This window comes from Streptomyces sp. WG5, assembly GCF_049974565.1.
Taxonomy (GTDB): domain Bacteria; phylum Actinomycetota; class Actinomycetes; order Streptomycetales; family Streptomycetaceae; genus Streptomyces.
On the sequence record NZ_JBNGGC010000192.1, the window covers coordinates 1 to 542 of the forward strand.

Annotated in this window: 1 protein-coding gene; it reads right to left on the reverse strand. The window is 77.3% G+C overall.

The window, feature by feature from the left end; all coding sequences use genetic code 11:
- A partial coding sequence (locus ACP4IX_RS36565; RefSeq protein WP_426558997.1) for an E3 binding domain-containing protein occupies positions 1 to 542 on the reverse strand: 542 nt, incomplete at both ends.

The following is a 542-nucleotide window of genomic DNA, read 5'->3' on the forward strand; positions in this document are numbered from 1 at the left end:
ACGCCGAACCGACCATCGCCGCCGCCGTCGCCCTGCGCACGCCCTTGACCGGGACACGCGTCTCACGCGCCGTGTCGAACGCCGTGTGGCGTGTGGTGTCGGGTGTCGTGTCGCGCGTCGTGTCGGGTGCCGTGCCGGGTGTCGTCTCAGGTGCCGTGTCGGGCGGCACCGCCGCCGCGTGCACGTCCTCGCGCGTGATGACGCCGTCCGGGCCGGTCGGGGCGACCGTGGCCAGGTCGACGCCGAGGTCCTTCGCCAGCTTGCGCACCGGGGGCTTCGCCAGCGGGCGTGCGCCGCCGGCCGGGTCGTGGCCGTCCGGCCCGGGAGGTGCGTCCGCGCCCTTGCGGGGGCGGCGGCGGGTCGCGGAGGTGGAGACCCCGTACCCGACCAGGACCGGCTGGCGGCCTTCCGGCTGCCTCTCCGCCGGCTCGCCGGCCGCTGCGTGGCCGGCCGCCGCGTCGCCGTCGGCGACCGCGATGATGGAGGTGCCCACGTCGACGGTGGTGCCTTCGGGGAAGTGGAGCTCGCGGACCACGCCGTCG